The organism is Burkholderia ubonensis (assembly GCF_902833085.1).
GTDB classification, from domain to species: domain Bacteria; phylum Pseudomonadota; class Gammaproteobacteria; order Burkholderiales; family Burkholderiaceae; genus Burkholderia; species Burkholderia ubonensis.
This window is the reverse complement of the sequence record NZ_CADFEB010000010.1, coordinates 1-15878: the sequence shown is the minus strand read 5'-3', so window position 1 is coordinate 15878 and position 15878 is coordinate 1. Positions and strand designations below refer to the sequence as shown.

Here is a 15878-nt window from a genome sequence, read left to right as displayed (position 1 = left end):
GTTCGATGCGGGAGACCGGGCTGGTCTGGATCGTGATGCCGGTCGTCGTGATCGGCGGTGCGTGGGTGCTCGCCGGGCTGGCGGATTGGCTGATCGCGACGTTCGTCGCGCTGGCAGTCGCGTCGCTCGTTTGCGTCGCCGGCTGGCATGAGCGACGGCGCGCGGCGCGCGCGGTTTCGAATTCCGCCGAGTCCGCCGATGCGATCGGGAGCGTCGCGCAAGAACTCGCGGTGATCGTCGTCGTCGGGCCGTATGCCGCCGGACTGTTTCCGCGCGATGGCGGGCGGACGACGCTCAGGCGCGACGATCGGGCGGTGTGGCTGCTGGCCGATACGCCGGAGCGGCTGAACGACGTCATGGCGCAGGTAAAGGCGTCGCGGGGCCGCTTCCCTGACGCCGCGCTGCTGCCCGTGGTGCCGGAGGGCGACGACGAAAGCGTGCTGCGCCGTGAGTTTGTGCAATGGCGGATCGCGCTGCAGGCAACGTACTGCCATCCCGAATGCGTGTTGCCTTGTCATGTTGCCGTGTATGCATGTCTGGGGCCCGGCGAGGACGCCGTGACACAGGTGCAGTGGTTTGGCGATCCGCTCGACATCGGCGTGCCGCGCCTCGAGGAGGCGATTCGGCTTTACGATCGGCTGCCGGCGATTCGTCGTCAATTGGCGTCGTCGCGGCAAACGGGGGTGGTGGTCCGGAGCGCGCTAGGACTCTCGGTGTTCGAATGGCTCGACGAGGCCGCGTTGCTGTCGTTGATCTCCGCGCTCGCGAATACGTCGCCGTTCGCGCTGCAGGGCGTGTCGCTGGCGGACGTCGGCCATACGCCGGTCCGGCCGGGCGCGTGGACGCGCTGGCTGATCGCCAGAACCGGCCTGCAGCCGGGCGTCACGAAGCCGGTGACGGGGCCGCTCCCGCCGCCGCTCGTCCATGCGTCGACGCGTGTTGCCGGGCGGCACGCCGCGCCGCCGCCGACCAGCGGGGGATGGTCGCTCGCGTCGCACGTCCTGCTGTCGAGTGTGGTGGCGCTGATCGTGGCGGTGGCGATGTCGGGCTGGGTGAATTACCGGATCGTCGAGCGTATCGCGGGCGACTTGTCTACATACTGGAACACGCCAGGCGACCGGATCACCGCGAAGATCGACTCGTTCGAGCGGGTGCGCGAGGCTCGTAACGAAGTGGCGCGCAACCTGCGCGACGGCGCGCCGTTCGGAGCGGGCTGGGGGTTGTATCCGGGGCGTGCGTTGTCGGCCCGCCTCGACGCTGCTCTGGCGGCTTACCAACCGCCGCTTACGACTGCGCGGATCGATAGCCTTTCCTTGTTTGCGAGCGGCAAGGCGACGTTTTCCCCGGAGAGCGCGCATCGCGAACTGGCGCATGTGCTGCGGCTGATCCGGGTGAATCCGGACCAGCGTGTGCTGATCGAAGGGCATGCGGACAGCGAAGGATCGCACGAGGCGAATCTTCAGCTATCCGAAGCGCGGGCTCGTGCGATCCGTGATTGGCTGGTCACCGCGGGCGGCTTGCCGGTCACTCGTTTCGCGATCCAGGGAATGGGCGACATCCGCCCGATCGCGGACAACCACAGTGAGGCTGGCCGGGCGCTGAACCGGCGCGTCGACATTTCCCTGATTCCGGATCGCGTGCGTCATTGACGACGTCACGACGCGTTGGCAGACCGCGTCGCGATGTCGTCGTGGCTGCCTGTCTGTTTTGCGTGGCCGCGCCGGCTGCAATTCGATGGTCCGCGTGCGGAAATCACGCAATTTATCCGAATATAAATTTATCTCCATTGGGACAATTGATCGACATTTTGAGACCACTGGCGCGTGGTTTAGAACTTTTACTAAGACGATTTCTATCTCGTTATTTTTGAACATAAAACTTAGTACTGTTCCTATATAAAGATGATGCCGAGTGCCGTAATATCGGCTCGGTTTACGCTGACGAGGCGAAACGGGCGAGCATTCGCTCAATGATTTTTACCTAATCGGAACCCAGCTGGAGAGCTTATGGCTATATCCAACAGTGCACAGAAGTTCATCGCGCGAAATCGTGCTCCGCGCGTCCAGATCGAGTACGACGTCGAGATCTACGGCTCGGAAAAGAAGGTTGAGCTGCCGTTTGTGATGGGCGTGCTCGCCGATCTGTCCGGAAAGCCGCTGGAGTCGCTTCCGGCTGTCGGCGACCGCAAGTTTTACAACATCGATATCGACAACTTCGACGAGCGGATGAAGGCGATGAAGCCGCGAGTTGCGTTTTCGGTGCCGAATACGCTGTCCGGCGACGGTCGGTTGATGGTCGACATCACGTTCGAGAGCATGGACGATTTTTCGCCGGCAGCCATTGCGAAAAATGTCGACGCGCTGTCGCAGCTGCTCGACGCGCGCACGCAGCTCGCGAACCTGCAGACCTACATGGACGGCAAGTCTGGCGCGGAGAACCTCGTCAGCCAGGTGCTGAAGGATCCGGCACTGCTGAGCGCGCTTGCGAAGGCGCCGAAGCCTGAAGCGCGGAAAACGGACGCTCTGGAGCCGCAAGAGCAGCAATGAGGCCCCGGGCGGCAAACCACGATCTAACACTGGTGCAAAGGAAGAAAATGGCTGTACGTGAATCGCAGGCGCGCGCTGCCGAGGCGCAGCTCGGCGCCCAAACGGATTTCAACGCGCTGTTGTCGCGCGAGTTCAAGCCCAAGACGGAGCAGGCGCGCGAAGCGGTGGAGTCCGCCGTCAAGACGCTGGCCGAACAGGCGCTGGCGAATTCGGTGACGATGTCGGACGACGCCTACAAGAGCATCGAGGCGATCATCGGCGAGATCGATCGCAAACTGTCGGAACAGATCAACCTGATCCTGCATCACGACGATTTTCAGAAGCTGGAAAGCGCGTGGCGCGGATTGCATCACCTCGTGACGAACACGGAAACCGACGAGAAGCTGAAAATCCGCTTCATGGACGTGTCGAAGGAGGATCTGCGCCGCACAATGAAGCGATACAAGGGCGTGGCGTGGGATCAGAGCCCGTTCTTCAAGCAGATCTACGAAGAAGAATACGGGCAGCTGGGCGGTGAGCCTTACGGCTGTCTCGTCGCCGACTACTATTTCGACCACACGCCGCCGGACGTCGATCTGCTGGCGTCGATCGGCAAGGTCGCCGCAGCGGCGCATGCGCCGTTCATCACGGGTGCATCGCCGTCCGTGCTGCAGATGGATTCGTGGCAGGAACTGGCGAACCCGCGCGACCTGACCAAGATCTTTACGCAGAATCTCGAGTACGCGCCCTGGAACTCGCTGCGCAACTCGGAAGACTCGCGCTATATCGGCCTCGCGATGCCGCGCTTCCTCGCGCGCCTGCCGTACGGCATCCGCACCAATCCGGTCGACGAATTCGATTTCGAGGAATCGACCGACGGATCGAATCACGCCAAGTACACGTGGGCGAACGCGGCCTACGCGATGGCGGTCAACATCAACCGCTCGTTCAAGCACTACGGCTGGTGCACGCTGATTCGCGGCGTCGAGAGCGGCGGGGTCGTCGAAAACCTGCCGTGTCATACGTTCCCGACCGATGACGGCGGCATCGACATGAAGTGCCCGACCGAGATCGCGATTTCGGACCGGCGCGAGGCGGAGCTTTCGAAGAACGGTTTCATTCCGCTGATCCACCGCAAGAACACCGACTATGCGGCGTTCATCGGCGCGCAGTCGCTGCAAAAGCCTGCCGAGTACTACGATCCGGACGCGACGGCGAACGCGAACCTTTCCGCGCGCCTGCCGTATCTGTTCGCGTGCTCGCGCTTTGCGCACTATCTGAAATGCATCGTGCGCGACAAGATCGGCTCGTTCAAGGAACGCGACGAAATGCAGCAGTGGCTCAACGAATGGATCATGTATTACGTCGACGCCGATCCCGCCAACTCGTCCCAGGAAACCAAGGCGCGTCGTCCGCTCGCCGCTGCCGAGGTGGTCGTGGAAGAAGTCGAGGGCAACCCCGGCTACTACCAGGCCAAGTTCTTCCTCCGTCCGCATTTCCAGCTGGAAGGTCTGACGGTGTCGCTGCGTCTCGTCGCGAAGCTTCCGTCGGTCAAGGCCGCTGCTTGACCGTACACGCGACTGCGGTGGCCGGCTGCTGAACGGCGAACCCGTCGGGCGCACCGACATCGCATCGAGGAGGCCGGCGTTCCCGGAAATCCCGGCGTGATGGCATGCCGGTGGCGTGGTGGTCAGATGCATCATAGATATTTCTGATCCATCGATTAGTAGTACTAGAAATTTAACCAAGACGTAAGGAGTGATGCCATGGCACACGATATTTTCCTCAAGATCAACGGTATCGACGGTGAATCCAAGGATGCCACTCACCAGAACGAAATCGAGGTCTTGAGCTGGTCGTGGAACGTAAGCCAGCAATCGAACATGCACCTCGGCTCGGGCGGTGGCGCAGGCAAGGCTACGGTGGACGATCTGCAGTTCGAGCATTTCATCGACCGGGCGAGCCCGAACCTGATCCAGTACTGTCTGCTGGGCAAACACATCGACGAAGCGAAGCTCACGGTGCGTAAGGCAGGTGGGAATCCGCTCGAGTACATCCTGCTGACGATGAACGACGTGCTGGTGACCCAGGTGAGCCCGTCGGGCGTTGCAGCCGACGAATCGCGTCCTCGCGAGATCGTCCGTCTGTCGTTCTCGCGCCTCAAGCAGGAATACGTGGTGCAGAACGCGCAGGGCGGCAGCGGTGGCGCGATCACGGCGACGTTCGACATCAAGAAGAACGCGGCTTAAGCGTTAACGCCCGTAGTTTCGGTGGTTCCGCCGGCGCCGGCGGAACCGCGGGCCTTTGACGAGGGTGTTTGCGCAATGCGCGGGGCCCTGGTCAAAGGCTGCTTCGGGTACGACAGGGTCTTCCATATGGTTTTTCGATTTCCGTTCGGCACGAAGACGCGCCAGACACGCCGTGATGCGATCAAACGCATCGCGGTCGGGCTGTCATGTCTGTCGCTGGCTGCGTGTGGAGGTATGCCGTCCCGAAAGGAGCAGGCGTCGCTCAATCTGAAGATCAAGGTGAGCGATGGCGTCAATCCGGACGAGCTGGGGCGCCCTGCGCCGATCATGGTGAGGATCTACGAGTTGAAGTCGGCGTACACGTTCGACAACGCCGATTTCTTCTCACTGCAAAGCGACAGCAAGAAGGTGCTGGGCGAAGACGCAATCGTGATCGATGAGTTCGTGCTCCGTCCGGGAGACGTTCGGGACATTCGTCGGCGCCTGAATGCCGCGACGACGGCGATCGGCGTGCTGGCGGGATATCGCGAGCTCGGTAAGTCGGTGTGGCGCGGGGCTTACCGCTTGCCGCCTCCGCCGGACGAAGCGTGGCTCCGGGTGCTGACGGCGCACACGAAAATCAAATTGAACGTGGATATCGGCCAGCGGGCCGTTCTTGTTACTGAATTGGATTGACTCATGAGTTGGCATAACAAGGTCGTGTGGAGCGAGGGCCTTTTCCTGCTTCCACAGCTGTTTCAGCAGCAAGAGCGCTATTTCGAACATTTCGCGCACAAGCGCTCGGCGCCGCTCAGTCCTTTTTTCTGGGGATTCAGCCAGTTCGAGATCGATCAGGAGTCGCTGGCGTTCGGCAAGCTGGTATTCAAGAGCGGGACCGGCGTGTTTCCTGACGGTACGCCGTTCGACGTGCCGGCGCATGCGCCGCCGCCGCCGCCGCTGACGATCGCGCCGGAGCACCAGAACCAGGTGATCTATCTGGCTGTCCCGCTGCGTCTGCCCAATACCGAGGAGACCGTGTTTCGCGAGCAGACGGCCTCGCTTGCCCGTTACCTCGCTTTCGAAAACGAGCTGCGCGACAGCAATACGATCGGCCAGGGGCCCAAGCCCGTGCAATTGGCGAACCTGCGCCTGCGGCTTCTGCCCGAGAAGGAGTTGACGCAGTCGTGGATCGGCATCGCGCTGACGCGCATCAAGGCATTGCGCGCGGACGGCTCGGTGTCGCTGCACGATACCGACCACATTCCGCCCGTCAGCCAGTACGGCGCCGACCCGCTGCTGCGAGACTGGGCGACGCAGCTGCATGGCCTGGCGAAGCTGCGCGCCGATGCGCTTGCCACCCGCCTGTCCGGCAGCGACGGACGCGCGGGCGCGGCGGCGGAAGTGGCCGATTACCTGCTGCTGCAGGTATTGAATCGCTATGAGCCGCTGCTCGCGCATATCTGCCGGATTCGCGAGACGCCGCCCGTGGAGTTCTATCGAGAGCTTGCGATGATGGCCGGCGAACTGTCGACGTTCGTTCGTCCGCAGACACGTCGTCCGTTGCCGACGCCCGGCTACGATCATGCGCAGCTGTATGCGAGCATCCGGCCGCTCGTCGAGGAAGTCCACTACCTGCTCAACCAGGTGCTGATACGTGGTGCGCAGCCGATTCCGCTCACCGAACAGCCGCACGGCATCCGTGTCGCCGCGGTGATGCCGGCCGAACTCTCGGGCTATTCGAGTCTCGTGCTCGCGGTCGGCGCGCAGATGTCGCCGGACGTGCTCCAGCAGCAATTCGCGTCACAGACGAAGATCAGCCAGCCGCAGCGTCTGCCCGAGCTGATCCGTTCGCACCTGCCGGGGCTCACGATGGTGCCGCTGCCGGTGCCGCCGCGACAGATTCCGTTCAACTCGAGCTACATCTACTACGAATTGTCGCGCAGTGGGCCGTTCTGGGAGCAGATCGCGCAACAGGGTGGGCTCGCGATGCACATCGCCGGCCACTTCCCCGAACTGAAGCTCGAATTGTGGGGAGTTCGCCATAAATGAACTCGGCTACGTTCGACAAAGACGCGTTCGATTTTCTCGCGAGCGATTCCGGGACGTTGCCCGAGCCGCAGAAGGAGCGCGCCGGCCATGAAAGGGGAGCACCGCGTCAGCCGATCGACATCGGCGAGTTCGACGCAGTCGTCGATATCCAGCAACGTCTCGACGAGGTGCTCGCGGCAAGCAATCCGCTGCTCGAAGCGGCGCGGCCGCTGCTCAGGATGCTCGCCGACATGCCTGCCACGCTCGATACGTCCGAGGCGGTCGGCAGCTTGCGGACCCTGCTCGTGCGCGAGGTCAGCCTGTTCCAGAAGTTGTGCGACAAGGCCGATCTGCCGTGGAAGCACATGGCGGTCGTTCGCTATTGCCTGTGCACCGCGCTCGACGAGGCGGCCAACCGCACCAGCTGGGGCGGGGGCGGCGTATGGGCGGAGCAAAGCCTGCTGATCACGTTCGAGGGCGAAGTCGACGGCGGCGAGAAGTTCTTCCTGCTGATCGGCCGGATGGCGACCGATCCTCAGGAATACGTCGATATCCTCGAAATCCTGTATCGCGTGCTCGGTCTCGGATTCGAGGGGCGCTACAGCGTGGTGGCCGACGGGCGTCGCTATCTGGAACAGATTCGCCAGCGGCTGTGGACGCTCATCACCGGCGCGCGCGACGCGCTTCAGCCCGAACTGTCGCCGCACTGGCGGGGCGCTCGGCCCGGCAGGCTGCCGTTGTTGCGCAGCGTGCCGGTCTGGGCCTCCGCGGCCTGCGCGGTGCTCGCGCTGTTCGCGCTGTTCGTGTTCTACCAGTACAACCTGCTCTCCCAGCGCTATGCACTGGAAACGCGGATTCTCGAGATCGGCAAGGAACGGCTCGCGTCTGCGCCGCAGCGTCTGCGGCTGTCGTACCTGTTGAGGGACGAGATCGCGCGCGGTCTGCTGACCGTCGACGAGGATGACAGGCGCAGTCTCGTCGTGTTCAAGGGCGATTCGATGTTCGCGTCGGGCCAGAGCACGGTGTTGCCGGAGATCGAGCCGATCCTGAACAAGGTTGCGCGCGAAGTTGCGCGTGTCGGCGGAAACGTGCTCGTGAGCGGGCATACGGACAATCAGCCGATCCGCAGCGCGGCTTTCCCGAACAACCTCGTGCTGTCGGAAAAGCGCGCCGCGTATGTCGCGCAAATCCTTCAGCGGGACGGTACGCCGGCGGATCGGATCCGCGCGGTCGGCAAGGGCGACTCCCAGCCGGTTGGCGACAACGCTACGGTGGCTGGCCGGGCGCTCAACCGCCGCGTCGAAATCATGGTCACGCTGTAGCACCGGAATTCAGCATGTCTTATTTGAAACGTCTTTTCCGATGGTTTTTCTCGTGGCGGATGCTGGCGTGCGTGGCGGTTTTGCTGGTGTGCGTCGCGGTCTGGTTCCTGGGCCCGCTATTCGCGTTCGGCGAATTGCATCCGTTTGCCGGCGTCGCGATCCGCTTGATCGTGATCGCGCTGCTCGTGGGCTTGCTCGTCTTGCGCCTGCTGAGATGGCCGCTGAGCCCGATCTGGGTGATCGCGCTCTGCGTCGTGGTCTGGCACGTGGGGCCGTTGTTCGGGCTGGGCGACCATCATCCGGTCGAGCCGATCTGGGTGCGCGTCCTGCTGATCGCGACGATCGCTTTTTGCTACATGGTCTACGGCCTCTACAAGTTGTGGCAGGCACTGCGGTCGAACGATGCGCTGCTGAAGCGCTTCCTCGAGCCGAAGGGCGATAGGCCGGTCGAAGCCGGTCGCGACGAGGTGCGCGCGGTCGCCATGGTGGTGTCCAAGGCGATCGCGCAGTTGAAGCGCCTGCGTGGCGGCACGCTGGGATGGCGTCGCCTGCTCGAGGTCGACCGGCATCTGTACGGGTTGCCGTGGTACATGATGGTGGGCACGCCGGGGGCCGGCAAGACGACCGCGATCCTGGGTTCAGGCCTGCAATTCCCGCTGACCGAGCAGATGGGCGCGGTGTCCGTGCACGGCATCGAAAGCACCGCGAACTGCGAATGGTGGTTTGCGAACGAAGCGGTGCTGATCGACACCGCGGGCCGCTATGTCGAGCAGGACGATCCGCAGGACGAAGCGGTGACGGCTGTCAACGCGGCGGAATGGAAGGAACTGCTCGGCCAGTTGCGCAAGCATCGGCCACGGGCGCCGCTCAACGGCGCGATCCTGGCGGTCAGTGCCGCCGATCTGGTCAACCGGTCGGACGCCGAGCGCACCGTGCTCGCCGCGAGCTTGCGTGCCCGGCTCGGCGAACTGCGCCAGCAACTCGGGATTCGTTTCCCGGTATACGTGTTCGTGACGAAACTGGATTTGCTGCCGGGCTTCACCGAGTATTTCCAGTCGCTGACTGCGGAAGGGCGTACGCAGATATGGGGGTTCACGTTGCCCTGCGACGAGTCCGGCGCGGCGAGTGTCGACGGGCTGCGGCGCCACTGCGCGCATGAGCTGACGCTGCTCGAAGCGCGGATCGACGCCGGCCTGAACAACCGCTTTCTGGAGGAATACGAAGGGGATCGCCGCAAGCGGCTGTATCCGCTGGCGCAGGAATTCCGCAGTCTGTCGACGCTGGTCACGGATCTGCTCGATCTGGTATTCCTCGACTCCCGCTACGATGACGTGCAGTTGCAGAATACGCTGCGAGGCGTGTATTTCACGAGCGCCGAGCAGACGGATCAAGTCATTGCCGCGGATCGCGAGACGGTGCTGCAGCGTCTGAGGCGCAAGCTGGCGCGCATGCGCACGAACAGCGACGCGGCTGCGCAGGTGCGCGGCGAGGGCCTGGTATCGGGGCATCGCAGTTTCTTCCTGCGTAACGTGTTCCAGCATGTGATCGTGCCGGAAGCGCATCTGGTCCGTGCGGACCTGAAGTGGGAGATTCGCTTCAGAGCGATGCGCTGGGCCGGTCATCTGCTCACCGCGACCCTGTTCGTATGGCTCGTGTTCTCGCTCACGGTGAGCTACGACAACAACCGCAACTATCTGACTGCGATCTCCGGCAAGACGACGGCGCTCGCCGCGCGGGCCGCCGCCTACAACAAGTCGCCGAAGGCGGCCGCGATCGGCGGTCTGCTGGACAGCTCGCGGGACCTGCCGCGATACGGCGACCTCGATCTCGACGCGCCGGGCGGTGCGTACCGCTACGGCCTCTATGTCGTTCCGGCTATCGTCAAGGCATCGGATACCACTTACCTGAGCCTGCTGAAGCAGACCTTGCTGCCTCAGATCGTGCGGCGCGCCGAAAGCGAGTTGAGCACGCAGATCAATGCGCAAAACGCGGACGATGTCTACCGGACGCTGACCATCTACCTGATGTTGTACGACGATGATCGTTACGACGCGAAGGCGGTGAGAACGTGGGTGTTGCGCGACTGGGAGCGTTCCGACAGTGCTGCGGCGATGGGCGGGCGCAACCTGATGTTGCGGCATCTGGATGCGCTGTTCATCGAAGATCGCCCCGTCAAGCCGACCGTGGCCCAGGACGCCGCGCTCGTGCAGCGGGCGCGGCTCTTCCTGAGCCAGAACCCGGCGCCGAAGCGGCTTTACGAGCGGGCGATCGGCGCGATGGAGAAAGAGGCGCCCGAAAATTTCACGCTCGCGCAGGCGCTCGGGCTGCAGGGCGCGTCGCTTTTCAAGCTGGTGGACGGATCGCGCTTCGAGCAGGGCGTGCCGGGGCTCTATACGTATGACGGGTACCACGCGCTGTTCAACCAGCGCCTGCCGGAATTCCTCGCGCGTGCGCAGGACGACGACGGTTGGGTCATGGGGCGCGCCGGCAAGCGTTCCGACCTGACTGCGTCGATACAGGGCATGCGCGTCGTGGCGGCGAGATCGTCGCTGGCCGACGACATTCGCCGCCAGTACCTGATCGATTACGGAAACTATTGGCAGCAGTTTCTCGCGGATATTCGACCGGCCACGAGCGGCGAGAACGGCCGGGACGGCACGCTGGCGCTCGATCAGGCGACGTTGCGCGCGCTCGCCGCGCCGGATTCGCCGCTGGTGCGGCTGGCGCGCGCGGTGGTCCGGGAAACGTCGCTGTCGGTCGTCGATGTGCAGGAACCGTCCTCGCTGAACGATCTCGCGCTGACGGCGGTGGGCCGCAGATCCTCCACGGCGAGGACCGCGGCGCTCGAGGCCCGGAAGCTGGCCGCGCAGCGGCCGGAGCAGCGGCTCGAGAAGGAATTCGTCGACAACCGCTTCGCGGCGCTGCGCGAGGTCACGACCGGCCAGGCCGACACCGGCAGCGGTCCGGCGATGACGGATACGCCCATCGCGGCGGGCGGCAAGGCATTGCAGCTCGACGCGATCCTGACGCTGATCAACGAGCAGTACACGCGTCTGGTCGTCGCGAGCAACGCATTGTCGGCCAACAGCATGCCGCCCGCGCTCGACATCGGCACGACGTTGCAGACGGAGGCCGAAAAGCTGCCGGCGCCGTTGAGGCTCGTGCTCGGCGGCATCGCGACGCAGGTCGCGGACAAGGTCGGGCAGGAGGTCGGCGGGCTGCTCGCGATGCAGGTCGATACGAGCGTCGGGCAAAGCTGCCGGCGCACGATCGACGGGAAATATCCGTTCGTGCGCAGCAGCCAGGAAGTCGACGTCGAGGACTTCAACCGGATGTTCGCGGCGGGCGGCGTATTCGACGAATTCTTCCAGAAATCGCTGGCGAGCTACGTCGACACGAATGCCAAGCCGTGGCGCTACAAGTCGCTGAGCCCCGGCATGCCGCCGATCAAGGGGCCGAGCCTCGAGCCGTTCGAACGCGCGTCCGCGATCCGCGAAGTGTTCTTCCGCGATCAGGGTGCCAAGCGGATGGCCTGGAAGATGGACGCCAAGGTGGCGTCCATCGATCCGGAGATCACCGAATTGCTGATCGACGTTGACGGTCAGACGCAACGTTACGTGCATGGCCCCGTCACGCCGTTCGCACTGAGCTGGCCCGGGCCGCGCGGCGGCGCGATGGCCGAAGTCGCGGCCAAGCCGGCAATCCGGCCGGATACGTCGACGATCGTCGCGACGGGGCCGTGGGCGCTGTTTCGCTTGATCGAGCGAGGCCGGCTGACCGGTACCGCTTCGGCCAGCCGCCTGACATTGGCTTTCGATTTCGATGGCAGGCATGCGGCGCTCGAGTTGATGACGAGCGGTCAGTTGAATCCGCTGACGAGCAACCTGCTGACGGGCTTTCATTGTCCGGGAGGTCTTGCGTGACGCCCGGCCTGCCTGCGCTATGGGGACGGCTCCCCGCGTGCGGCGAGCAGATTCGCCACCGGACGACCGTCACGCAGGTCCATCAATGGCAGCACTGGCTCGAGCGCCATCCCGATCTGCTCGCGCGGCTGTCCGGCGAACGCGCGTCGCATGCGTTGCCGTGGAGCTTTGTGCTGGCGCCCGCATGCTCGCCGTTCGGCGACGGGCGCCATGTCGTCGGCGTCATGGCCGGGTCGTGCGATCGGAGTGGACGGCGGCATCCGTGCATCGTCTGCTGCACCGTGCCGCGTCGCTGGCTGGGGCGCCGGCTGAGCGAGCCTCGCGGCGTGCTGTTCCGGATGGCTCGACTGCTGGCGATGCACGTGCCGCCGCGTGCGCGGCAAACGGGTGCGGATACGTCCGTCGTGCCGTTGCATGCGCAGCTGGACGAGATATGGAACGCAGATCACTCGCTTGCGTGGCGTTTCTTGAACGGCCGCGGCCGGAAGGCGGCCGCGTTGCCGGCGACCGAGGACGCGTTGCCGGCGGAGCGAGACGCCGATCCGGCGCTGGTGCTGACCGGCGTGCCCGTCGCGCCATGGGCGGAATGGCCCCAATGCGCGGCACGTGGCGACGGCGGATGGTTCTGGCAACAGGACGACCGCGGCGGCTACGTCGATTGCTTGTGGATCGCCGGCGCGCCGGCATGCGAAGCGGGCGCAGGGTTCGATGTCGACGAACTGAAATCGGATGCGGACGGGCGCCAACGTACCGTCGATTTCGAGCAGAGGCTGATTCATGAACATACGGGACGCTGATACGTACACGTTCGACAAGCTGCCGAGCGAGCACGAAATGTGCACGCGGGCACTCGAACGGGCGATTGCTTCGAATTGCACGACCTTGCGCAGCCGGCATCGCGAATACCGCGAGCTGGTCGCTTTTCGCCGAATGCCGCACACCAGGAAGCTCGAACGCGCATTGTGGCTGGCCGCATGGCAACTGCGGGGCGTGGACGACGCGAAGGTGGCGGCGCTATGCGGCAGCGGCAATCTGGCGACGATCGCGAGCATGCTGGGCGAGTGGCTGGGCGTGCACGCCACGCCGGTCGGATGGATCGTCGGCATCGATCCGGCGGACGGGGCACCGCCGGTTCCGGATGCTCGCGCCGTCTACAGCATGCGGCGCGTCGTTGCGTTCGGGCGGAAGGTCATCGATGCACGTGAGGCGAGCGACCTCGAGCTGGCCGCGAGCTATCTGGGCGATGCAGCGACGAGTATCGGTGCCGACTTGCTGATCGACGTGCTGCTCAAGCGCGCGACGGTGCGTGTACGGTATCCGGCGCGCGCGGCCGGCACATGACCCCGGTCGGGGCATCACGACGGCGCCGGACGTCGACGTTTAGGGCGAAGCGCGGGGGCGCGCTTGTTTGTTTTGGGTGAGTAGGAGCGAAAGGACCGCATGTCAATGAACTCTTCGGAAGGACGGATCAATCAGGAGCGCACGGTGACGATCCGCAGCGATGCGATGCCGCAGCTGCTCGGCCAGCCCGCGCTCCGGTTCCTGTCGCTTCGCGGTGAAGAACACCTTGGGAAGCTCTACGCGTACGAGCTGCTGTTGCGCACGCCGGATGATTTTCATGTGCCGCTGTCGACCAGCGCGAATCTCGATCTGAAGGCGATGATCGGAACGGAGATGACCGTCAGCGTGCAGCTGGATGGCATCGGTACGGGAGCAGAGGGCGGCGTCGGCGCCGGTGGCCGGGAAATCAGCGGTCTCGTCGTGAAAGCCGGTTTCCTGCGCACCGAGGGGCGCTACAACGTTTACCGGATCGTGTTGCGGCCGTGGCTCTGGCTTGCAACGCTGACGAGCGACTACAAGATCTTTCAGGACAAGACGGTGGTCGAGATCATCGATACCGTGCTGAGCGATTATCCGTACCCTGTCGACAAGCGGCTCGACATCGACAAGTACACGGTGCAAGGCGAGAGCAAGCGCAACGAGCCGCGGGCGTTTCAGGTGCAGTATGGCGAGACGGATTTCGATTTTATCCAGCGCCTGATGGAGGAGTGGGGGATCTACTGGTTCTTCGAGCACTCCGACGGCAAGCACCGGCTCGTGCTGTGCGATCACATCGGCGCACATCGCCGCTCGCCCAGCGCCGCCTATCACGAAATCAGGTATCACCCGGAAGGCGGCAAGATCGACATCGAGTATCTCAATTATTTCTCGACGGACGAATCGCTGCGATCGGGGCGCGTGGTGGTCGACGACTTCGATTTCACGCGGCCCAGGGCGTTGCTCGTCACGTCGAATCATCAGCCGCGCGAGACGAACTGGGGTGAGGGCGAGCTTTTCGAGTGGCCGGGCGACTACACGGACAGCAAGCATGGCGACCTCATCAGCCGGGTCCGGATGGAAGAGCGCCGCGCGCCCGGCACGCGTGCGTTCGGCAAGGGCAACGTGCGAGGCATTGCGTGCGGCCAGACCTTCACACTGACGAAACACAAGCACGAGGAAGCCAATCGCGAGTACCTGATCATCGAAGCGGCGTTGATGCTGACCGAAATCGCCGACGAATCCGGCAGCGGTTATCGCTACGAGTGCAATAACGAGCTGATCGTGCAGCCGACGAGCGAAGTGTTCCGGATGCCGCGCGAGACGCCGAAGCCGACCACGAGCGGCCCGCAGTCGGCGATCGTCGTCGGCCCGCCCGGGCACGAAGTGTGGACCGACGAATTCGGGCGCGTGAAGGTGCGCTTCCTGTGGGACCGGTACGCGCGCAACGATGCGACGGATTCGTGCTGGGTGCGAGTGAGCCAGGCATGGGCTGGTGTCAACTTCGGCGGCATCTATATCCCGCGGATCGGGCAGGAAGTCATCGTTGGCTTCATGAACGGCGACCCGGATCGGCCGCTGATCCTCGGCAGCTTGTACAACACAGTGACGCCGCCGCCGTGGGATCTGCCTGGAGACGCGACGAAGAGCGGCTTCAAGAGCAAGTCGATCAGGGGCGGCCGCGAAAACTACAGCGGTATCCGCTTCGAAGACAAGCTGGGTGCCGAGGAGTTCCACATGCAGGCGGAGCGGGACATGAACCGCCTGACGAAGAACAACGAGTCGCATACCGTCGGCGTGAATTTGTCGATGGGCATCGGGCTGACGCATACCCGTGCGGTGGGCGGGATGTTCAGCAGCATCGTGGGCGGCGCCGCCAGCTACGCGGTAGGCGGCGCTGAGTCGACGATGATCGGCGGCGCTTGTGCGCTGAACGTCGGCGGTGCATATGCGATCGCGGTGGGCGGCGCGATGTCGACGTCGGTTGGTGGCGCATATGCGCTGAACGTCGGCGGCGCGCTTTCCATCGTGTGCGGCGCATCGGCCATCAATATGACGGCCGACGGCACGATCAAGCTGGTCGGCACGAGGATCCGGATCGTCGGCAGTGACGAGGTCGTGGTTCAGGGTTCGCCGCTGCAGTTGAATCCGGGATGCGGCGATGGCGCAGGTGCGGGCGGCGGTGGCGGTGGTGGTGCAATTCCGCCGATACCGATGCCGTCCTTCTACCTGAAGATGACCAAGCCGGTTTTGCCGCCGCCGCCGCCGCCGCCGACCGCGCCGCCACCGCCGCCGAGCGGAGCGCCGCCGTCGAGCGAAACGCCGCCGCCGAGCGAGACGCCGCCGCCGAGCGAGACGCCGCCGCCGAGCGAGACGCCGCCGCCGAGCGAGACGCCGCCGCCGAGCGAAACGCCGCCGCCGAGCGAAACGCCGCCGCCGAGCGAAACGCCGCCGCCGAGCGAGACGCCGCCGCCGAGCGAAACGCCGCCGCCGAGCGAAACGCCGCCGCCGAGCGAGACGCCGCCGCCGAGCGAG

10 protein-coding genes and 1 pseudogene are annotated in these 15878 nt (G+C 64.5%); all 11 read left to right on the top strand.

Annotation, left to right across the window (positions count from 1 at the left end):
- The first annotated feature begins 35 nt into the window (after positions 1 to 35).
- Positions 36 to 1649: an OmpA family protein gene (locus HWX31_RS26330; RefSeq protein WP_244143854.1), complete on the top strand. Its 1614-nt coding sequence runs from the start codon at positions 36 to 38 to the stop codon at positions 1647 to 1649.
- Positions 1650 to 2006: 357 nt separating this feature from the next.
- A complete protein-coding gene (gene tssB, locus HWX31_RS26325) occupies positions 2007 to 2546 on the top strand; it encodes a type VI secretion system contractile sheath small subunit (protein ID WP_059611911.1) in 540 nt (179 codons plus the stop codon).
- Between the two features lie 47 nt (positions 2547 to 2593).
- Entirely contained in the window at positions 2594 to 4093 is a 1500-nt protein-coding gene (gene tssC / locus HWX31_RS26320; RefSeq protein WP_059611909.1) for a type VI secretion system contractile sheath large subunit, read from the top strand.
- A gap of 198 nt (positions 4094 to 4291) precedes the next feature.
- On the top strand, positions 4292 to 4774 hold the full coding sequence (locus tag HWX31_RS26315; RefSeq protein WP_059527216.1) for an Hcp family type VI secretion system effector: 483 nt from the start codon (positions 4292 to 4294) through the stop codon (positions 4772 to 4774).
- A 126-nt stretch (positions 4775 to 4900) separates the two neighbouring features.
- On the top strand, positions 4901 to 5449 hold the full coding sequence (gene tssJ, locus HWX31_RS26310) for a type VI secretion system lipoprotein TssJ (RefSeq protein WP_174964446.1): 549 nt from the start codon (positions 4901 to 4903) through the stop codon (positions 5447 to 5449).
- Between the two features lie 3 nt (positions 5450 to 5452).
- Positions 5453 to 6802 carry a type VI secretion system baseplate subunit TssK gene (gene tssK, locus HWX31_RS26305; protein ID WP_059611907.1) on the top strand — a complete coding sequence of 450 codons (1350 nt, stop codon included), beginning with the start codon at positions 5453 to 5455 and terminating at the stop codon, positions 6800 to 6802.
- A complete protein-coding gene (gene tssL / locus HWX31_RS26300) occupies positions 6799 to 8103 on the top strand; it encodes a type VI secretion system protein TssL, long form (RefSeq protein WP_174964439.1) in 1305 nt (434 codons plus the stop codon). Before tssK ends, tssL begins: the two co-directional genes overlap by 4 nt.
- Before the next feature lie 14 nt (positions 8104 to 8117).
- The gene (gene tssM, locus HWX31_RS26295) at positions 8118 to 12026 is read left to right on the top strand and encodes a type VI secretion system membrane subunit TssM (RefSeq protein WP_174964438.1); all 3909 of its coding nucleotides are present in this window, start codon (positions 8118 to 8120) and stop codon (positions 12024 to 12026) included.
- Positions 12023 to 12379, top strand: a pseudogene (gene tagF, locus HWX31_RS35425) (type VI secretion system-associated protein TagF); the annotation flags it as partial. The gene tssM and the pseudogene tagF, both read left to right, overlap by 4 nt.
- 424 nt (positions 12380 to 12803) lie before the next feature.
- The gene (locus HWX31_RS26285) at positions 12804 to 13367 is read left to right on the top strand and encodes a hypothetical protein (RefSeq protein WP_174964436.1); all 564 of its coding nucleotides are present in this window, start codon (positions 12804 to 12806) and stop codon (positions 13365 to 13367) included.
- 105 nt (positions 13368 to 13472) lie between these two features.
- Positions 13473 to 15878 (top strand): type VI secretion system Vgr family protein (locus HWX31_RS26280; protein WP_425129533.1); only part of this gene is annotated, 2406 nt, incomplete at its 3' end.